Annotated in this window: 7 protein-coding genes; 4 read left to right on the top strand and 3 right to left on the bottom strand. The window is 76.0% G+C overall.

Annotated elements, in window-relative coordinates; all coding sequences use genetic code 11:
* A partial coding sequence (locus ACFV0G_RS17725; protein ID WP_380547907.1) for a DNA polymerase subunit beta occupies positions 1-638 on the top strand: 638 nt, incomplete at its 5' end.
* On the opposite strand, the gene ACFV0G_RS17720 is transcribed toward ACFV0G_RS17725, so the two are convergent.
* A complete protein-coding gene (locus ACFV0G_RS17720) occupies positions 631-1143 on the bottom strand; it encodes a DUF3761 domain-containing protein (RefSeq protein WP_380547904.1) in 513 nt (170 codons plus the stop codon). The genes ACFV0G_RS17725 and ACFV0G_RS17720 overlap by 8 nt on opposite strands.
* Positions 1144-1320: 177 nt before the next feature.
* Complete coding sequence (locus ACFV0G_RS17715; protein WP_380547901.1) at positions 1321-2901, bottom strand: MFS transporter; 1581 nt, start codon at positions 2899-2901, stop codon at positions 1321-1323.
* Positions 2902-2974: 73 nt separating this feature from the next.
* On the opposite strand from ACFV0G_RS17715, the gene ACFV0G_RS17710 reads away from it, so the two are divergent.
* From ACFV0G_RS17710 to ACFV0G_RS17700, 3 genes are all read left to right on the top strand, one after another.
* On the top strand, positions 2975-3598 hold the full coding sequence (locus tag ACFV0G_RS17710; RefSeq protein ID WP_380547910.1) for a TetR family transcriptional regulator: 624 nt from the start codon (positions 2975-2977) through the stop codon (positions 3596-3598).
* A gap of 157 nt (positions 3599-3755) precedes the next feature.
* Positions 3756-4289: a hypothetical protein gene (locus ACFV0G_RS17705; protein WP_380547898.1), complete on the top strand. Its 534-nt coding sequence runs from the start codon at positions 3756-3758 to the stop codon at positions 4287-4289.
* 67 nt (positions 4290-4356) lie between these two features.
* Positions 4357-5025 carry a class F sortase gene (locus ACFV0G_RS17700; protein ID WP_380547895.1) on the top strand — a complete coding sequence of 223 codons (669 nt, stop codon included), beginning with the start codon at positions 4357-4359 and terminating at the stop codon, positions 5023-5025.
* Between the two features lie 7 nt (positions 5026-5032).
* Here the strand turns inward: ACFV0G_RS17700 and ACFV0G_RS17695 are convergent.
* The coding region (locus ACFV0G_RS17695; protein WP_380547892.1) for an ABC transporter ATP-binding protein at positions 5033-6128 on the bottom strand (1096 nt) is incomplete at its 5' end.

Here is a 6128-nt window from a genome sequence, read left to right as displayed (position 1 = left end):
TGCGCACACTGGGCGCGCAGGCGGCGGGGCGGCCGGTGGAGGCCACCGAGCCCGGCGGCTGGGGCTCCTGGGTGGACGGCGGCAGCCGGCTGGAGATCGGCGGCGTGCGGGTCGACCGGATCTACCGCGACCTGGGCCGGGTCCGCGCCTGCTGGGCGCGGGCCCGGGAGGGCCGGTTCGAGGACGGCTTCCGGACCGGCCACCCGCTCGGCTTCCGGTCGACCTGCTACGTCGGCGAGTTGGCGCTCGGGCGGATCCTGGCCGACCCGAGCGGTGAAATGGCCGGTCTGCGGGCCGAGATCACCGCCGGCCACCCGGCGGCGCTGCGCGCGGCGGTGCTGGCCTCCGCCCGGTTCGTGGTGCCCTTCCTGCTCGCCAACGCGGCCGAGGCGCCGCACGACACCGCCTATCTGCACGGCTGCCTGTTCCGGGTGGCGGGCGTGCTGGCGCAGGCGCTGCACACCCGCGCCGGGCAGTGGCTGATCAACGAGAAGGGCGCGGTCGACGCCGCGGGCCGGCTGCCGGGCGCGCCCCGGGACTTCGCCCGCCGTGCGCACGGCCTGTTCCGTGCCGGGGCCGCCACCGCACTGGCGGAGGCGGCCCGGCCGGCCGACGAGGTGCTGCGGCCCGCTACTTGAACCAGTAGAGGACGCCGCCGTGGTGCGAGCAGGTGCCCGAGAAGGTGGCGGAGAAGGACGGTGTCCCGTCCTTGCACTGGGCCATCTCGTCGCTCGACACCGGCGTCTGGCCGTGGTCCCAGCCGCAGGCGCCGGTGGTGTGGTGGGCGCAGGACCCGGACGGCGCCTTGGTGGTCGGCGTCGGCTTCGGGGTGGGCCGCGGCGGTGCGGTGGTGTGCACGGTGGCCGGCGCCTTCGGCGCGGTGGTGGCCGGTACGGGGGCGGCCGCCGGCGCGGTGGTGGCGGGCGTGCTGGGGGAGGGGGCGGCCGAGGACGGGTCGGCCGGCGGCGCGGAGGAGGACGGCGGTGCCTCGCTCGTCGGGGCCGCGGCGGCCGTCGTGGCCGGACCGGCGGGGGCGGCGCCCGAGGCGCCCCCGGTCTCCGGGTCGCAGGCCGCGCCGAACAGGGCGAGGGCGACAAGTGCGGCTGCGGGCAGGAGTCTTCGGCTGCTGTTCTGGGTGCTCACGGCCCGTCAACCTACGGGATGCGGGGGCCCCTGTGGAGGGATTATCCGGTAATCGTGTGGATTCCGTGCCCTGGTGGCATCTGTCGCCGCACCGGCCCGCCGCCGGTCCCGCTCGACGCCGTACGGCTGCCGCGCCCGGCTGCCGGTGCAGGGCGGGCGCGGCGGGCGTGTACCGGGTCAGCGGGTCGCCCCGCCGGTGATCACGGTCAGCTCGGGCTCGGCGTGTTCGGTGTCCTCGGCCGCTCCGCCGGCCCTCTCCTGCCCGGTGCCGGAGGGCCGGAGCAGGACGGCCACCGCGACGGCGGCCAGTGCGGCGACCCCGGACGCGCCCAGCAGCGCCTCGTGCAGGCCGGCGGCGAACGCGGTGCGGGCGTGTTCGGCGACCGGCCCGCCGATCGCGGTGGCCGCGGCGAGCGAGGAGCGGGCTGCCTCGACGGCCGGCGCGGGCACCCCGACCAGGTGCAGGTGGCTGCGGTAGGCGGCGCTCAGGATGCTGCCCAGGACGGCGATGCCGAGCGCGCCGCCGAGTTCGCGCGACAGGTCGTTCATCGCGGAGCCGACGTTCTGCAGCCCGGCCGGCAGTGCGTCGGTGATCTCGGTGGTGGCGGGGGTCATCGCCAGCCCCATCCCGGTGCCCAGCAGGATCAGACCCCCCGCCAGCAGCCCGTACGGCGTGCTGTCGTCGAGCTGCGACAGCACCGCCATCCCGGCCGCCACGACGAACAGGCCGGCCACCCACGGGCGGCGGACGCCCAGCCGCGCGGTCAGCCGCGGGCTCAGCCGCGAGGCCGGCACCATGGCGGCGGCCATCGGCAGCACCCCGACCGCGGCGGCGAGCGCGCTGTCGCGGCGCACCAGCTGCAGGTACTGCATGATCACGAAGATGAACCCGAAGAAGGCGAAGAACTGCAGCGCGATCGAGAGCGAGCCGGCGGCGAACCGGCGGTTGGTGAACAGCCTCGGGTCGAGCATCGGCTGACGACGGGTCAGTTCCCAGCGGGCGAAGCCCACGAGGACCAGCATGCCGGCCAGCAGCCCGCCGAGCGTCAGCGGGCTGCCCCAGCCGCGGACCGGGGCCTCGATCACGCTGTACACCAGGACGCCCAGGCCGGCCACGGCCAGGACGGCGCCGACCGCGTCACCGGAGGCGGCACCCGGCTCCGCGGACTCCGGGACGAACACCAGGGTCAGCGCCAGCGCGGCCAGCGCCAGGACGACGTTCAGCAGGAAGACCATCCGCCAGGAGCCGATCTCCAGCACCAGGCCGGAGGTGAGCAGGCCGACCACGGCGCTGGCGCCGGCCACGGCGGCCCAGACGCTGACGGCGCGGGCCCGCTCCGCCCGCGGGAAGGTGGTCGTGATGGTGGCCAGGGTGGCCGGCATGACCAGGGCGGCGCCGACGCCGAGCAGGGCGCGCAGCGCGATCAGCGCCTCCGGCGAGGTGGTGAGCATCGCCAGCAGCGACCCGGCGCCGAACACGGCCAGGCCCGCCAGCAGTGAGCGGCGGCGGCCGAACCGGTCGCCGATGGCGCCGGCGGGCAGCAGCAGCGAGGCGAAGACCAGGCTGTAGGCGTCGATGATCCAGGACAGCTGGGTCTGGGTCGCCCGGGTCTCCCGGGCGAGGTCCGGCAGCGCCACGTTGAGCGAGGCCATCGCGGCCACCACGGTGGCCAGCGCCAGGCAGGTGACGGCGAGGACGGCGCCGTGCCGCACGGTGCGGCCGGAGGCGGTGGTGGCGGGCGGACTGGTGGCTGGCATGGGGTTCGCCTCCCGGGGCGGTCTGGGCTGGTCCGCCCAGACTCGTCCCGGCGGGGGTAGCATTTCAACGGTGATGAATAAACCGGCCCGTCGGGGGCGCCGCGCCGGCAGCCCCGACACCCGCAGCCAGATCCTGGAGGTCGCCGGGCGCCGCTTCCTGGAGGACGGCTACGCCGCCGTCACCCTGCGCTCGATCGCCGCCGAGGCCGGGGTCGACCTCGCCCTGGTCAGCTACTACTTCGGCTCCAAGAAGGGCCTGTTCGGCGCGACCATGGCGCTCTCCGCCAACCCCGCCGAGATCTTCGCCCGGGTCCTGGAGGGTGACGTGGCGACCCTTCCGCAGCGCGCCCTGCGGGCCCTGCTGGCGGCCTGGGAGGACCCGGTCGGCGGCGCCCCGCTGCGCGCCATGTTCGTCGGGGCCGCCCAGGACGAGGCGACGGCCGCCCTGGTCAGGGAGGTTGTGGAGCGCGAGATCGTCGACCGGCTGGCCGCCCGCCTCGGCGGCCGGGACGCCCGCGGCCGGGCCGGCGCGTTCTGCACGCAGATGGCCGGGCTGCTGGTCACCCGCTTCGTGCTGCGCCTGGAACCGGTCGCCTCGATGTCCGCCGATGAAATCGTCCGCCACCTCGGCCCGTCCCTGGCCCGCGCCCTCGGGACGCCCCCGCGGCCGGCCTCGGGTGCGGTCCGGGCCCGCTGATGCCCGTCGGCCGTGGGCCTGACAATTCGTTCTCCAACAAAGTGAGTTGATACGACAAATACCCGATTGGCGGTGCTATCGGGCGACTTGGTCGGGAATTCTCATGGCCAGGGCCGGCGGAGCGGCTGCCGGCCCTGGCGGAGTCCGAGGAGGACCGATGTCAGGTGGGATCAGAGCGGGCGTGGGCCGGGCCGCAGTGGCGGCCGGTGGAGTGCTGGTGGCCGTCACGGCGTTCGCCGTCCCCGCGTACGCGGGCGGCGCGCCTTCGGGGTCCGCGACGCCGATCAAGGGGCGTACCGAGGGCGGCAGTCTGGAACTGAAGAACGGCGACATCGTCGCCTGCGCCGGGGTGGGCGACCTGCGCGTGGTCGGCGCGGACGGCACGGAGCACCAGACCGACGGCCCGGGCACCACGTTCACCACACCCGCCGGCACCACGGTCAAGACCGTGAAGACCGGCACCGTGCACGTCACCGTGAAGGGCGCCGACGCCGTCATCACCTGCGGCAGCGAAGGGTTCCCGACCACCGACGCCACGGTGCCCACCGGCCCCTCGCTCGCCGGCGAGGGCGGCGGGGTGTCCGGCTCGGACACCGCCGTCACCGCCGCGGGCGGTGCGCTCGCCGCGGCCGGCCTGGTCGGGGGCACCACCCTCGTGCTGCGCCGCCGGTCCGGCGCCGCGAAGGCCTGAGCACGTCCCGGCCGGGGCCCGACCGGAGCCCGGCCAGCAGTCCGGATCGACCGGGGAGGCGCCGACGGTGCGACGACCACTGACGCCCGGTGCCCGTGCGGGCCTGGCCGCAGCGGGCGCCGCGGTGTGCGTCGGCGCCTGGCTGGTCCACGAGGGCACCCGTACGCAGGCCCCGCCCGGCCCGTCCGCGGCCGACGCCTGGCAGGGCGCGTCCGCGCGCCCCTCGTCCCCGGCGCCGGCCGCGGCATCGGCCGCACCGACGGACGCCGCGCCGCTGGGTTGGTCGAGGCCCACCCGGATCCGGATCCCGGTGATCGGCGTCGACGCGCCGGTCGCCGAGGTCGGCCTGGGTGCGGACGGGGGCCCGGAACCGCCGTCACCGACCGACCGCAACCTGGCCGGCTGGTACGGGGGGAGCGTCACCCCCGGGAGCACCGGCACCTCGGTCGTCGTCGGGCACGTGGACACCACCGCCGGACGCGCCGTCTTCTACGACCTCGGCGCACTCCACCGCGGCAACGCCATCGACCTGGTGCGCGCGGACGGGAGCACCGCCGTCTTCACCATCGACGCCGTCGAGGTCTACGGGAAGGCCGACTTCCCGGCCGCTCGCGTCTACCGCAGCGACGGACGGCCCGAGCTGCGCCTGATCACCTGCGGCGGCGGCTACACCAAGGCCACCGGCTACCGGGGGAACGTCGTGGTCTACGCCCACCTCGTACGGTCCGGGCGCTGACGGCGGGCTACCGGTTCCACGACTGCCAGAGGGCGGCGTAGGGGCCGTTGTTGGCGACCAGGTCGTCGTGCGGGCCCAGCTCGGTGAGGCGGCCGTCCTCCATCACGGCGACGCGGTCGGCGTCGTGGGCGGTGTGCAGGCGGTGGGCGATCGCGATGACGGTCCGGCCCTCCAGGACGGCGGCCAGGGCGCGTTCGGTGTGGCGGGCGGTCGTCGGGTCGAGCAGCGCGGTGGCCTCGTCCAGGATCACCGTGTGCGGGTCGGCCAGCACCACCCGGGCCAGGGCCAGCTGCTGGGCCCGGGCGCCGTCCAGCCGGTGGCCTCCGGCGCCCAGTTCGGTGTCCAGGCCGTCCGGCAGCTCGTGCGACCAGCCGACGGCGGCCAGGGCGGCGAGCAGTTCGGTGTCGCCGGCGTCCGGTGCGGCGATCAGCAGGTTGTCGCGCAGGGTGCCGAGGAAGACGTGGTGCTCCTGGGTGACCAGGACGACCTGGCGCCGCAGCCGGTCCGGGTCGAGGCCGGCGATCGGCACGTCGCCGACGGTCACCGTGCCGCTGCGCGGCTCGTCCATGCCGGCCAGCAGCCGGCCGAGCGTGGTCTTGCCCGAGCCGGACGGGCCGACCACGGCCAGCCGCTCGCCCGGACGGATCGTCAGGCCGACCCCGTGCAGCACGTCGTCCCGGCCGTCGTAGGCGTAGCGGACGTCCGCCACCTCGATCCGGTCGTCGACCGGCACGGCCGGGCCGGCCGGCGGGGTCTGCGGGGCGTCGGCCAGCCCTTCGACCCGGGCGAAGGCGGCGCCGCTGCTCTGCAGCTGGTCGGTCCAGATCACGATGGTGTCCAGCGGCGGCTCCAGCTGGCGGACGAAGAGCGCGGCGGCGACCGCCGAACCGAGGCTGACCAGGCCGTGCGCGTGCAGCAGGCCGCCGGTCAGCAGGACCACCACCACCGGGACGGTGTAGGAGGCGCTGACGATCGGGAAGAAGACGTTGCGCAGGAACAGCGTCCGCTCGCGGGTGCGGCGGCACTCCTCGACGGCGGCCTCGCCGGCCCCCCTCCGGCGCTCCAGGAGGCCGAACCCCACGACCCACCCGGCGCCGGATGCG

Origin of the sequence: Kitasatospora sp. NPDC059571 (assembly GCF_042735675.1) — a bacterium.
Taxonomy (GTDB): domain Bacteria; phylum Actinomycetota; class Actinomycetes; order Streptomycetales; family Streptomycetaceae; genus Kitasatospora.
The sequence above is the reverse complement of the archived record's forward strand: the minus strand, read 5'-3'. Positions and strand labels throughout refer to the sequence as shown.

Coding starts and splice junctions, on each gene's coding strand:
- ACFV0G_RS17705 (WP_380547898.1), top strand. CDS start 3,756: ATGTCAGGTGGGATCAGAGCGGGCGTGGGCCGGGCCGCAGTGGCGGCC.
- ACFV0G_RS17710 (WP_380547910.1), top strand. CDS start 2,975: ATGAATAAACCGGCCCGTCGGGGGCGCCGCGCCGGCAGCCCCGACACC.
- ACFV0G_RS17715 (WP_380547901.1), bottom strand. CDS start 2,901: ATGCCAGCCACCAGTCCGCCCGCCACCACCGCCTCCGGCCGCACCGTG.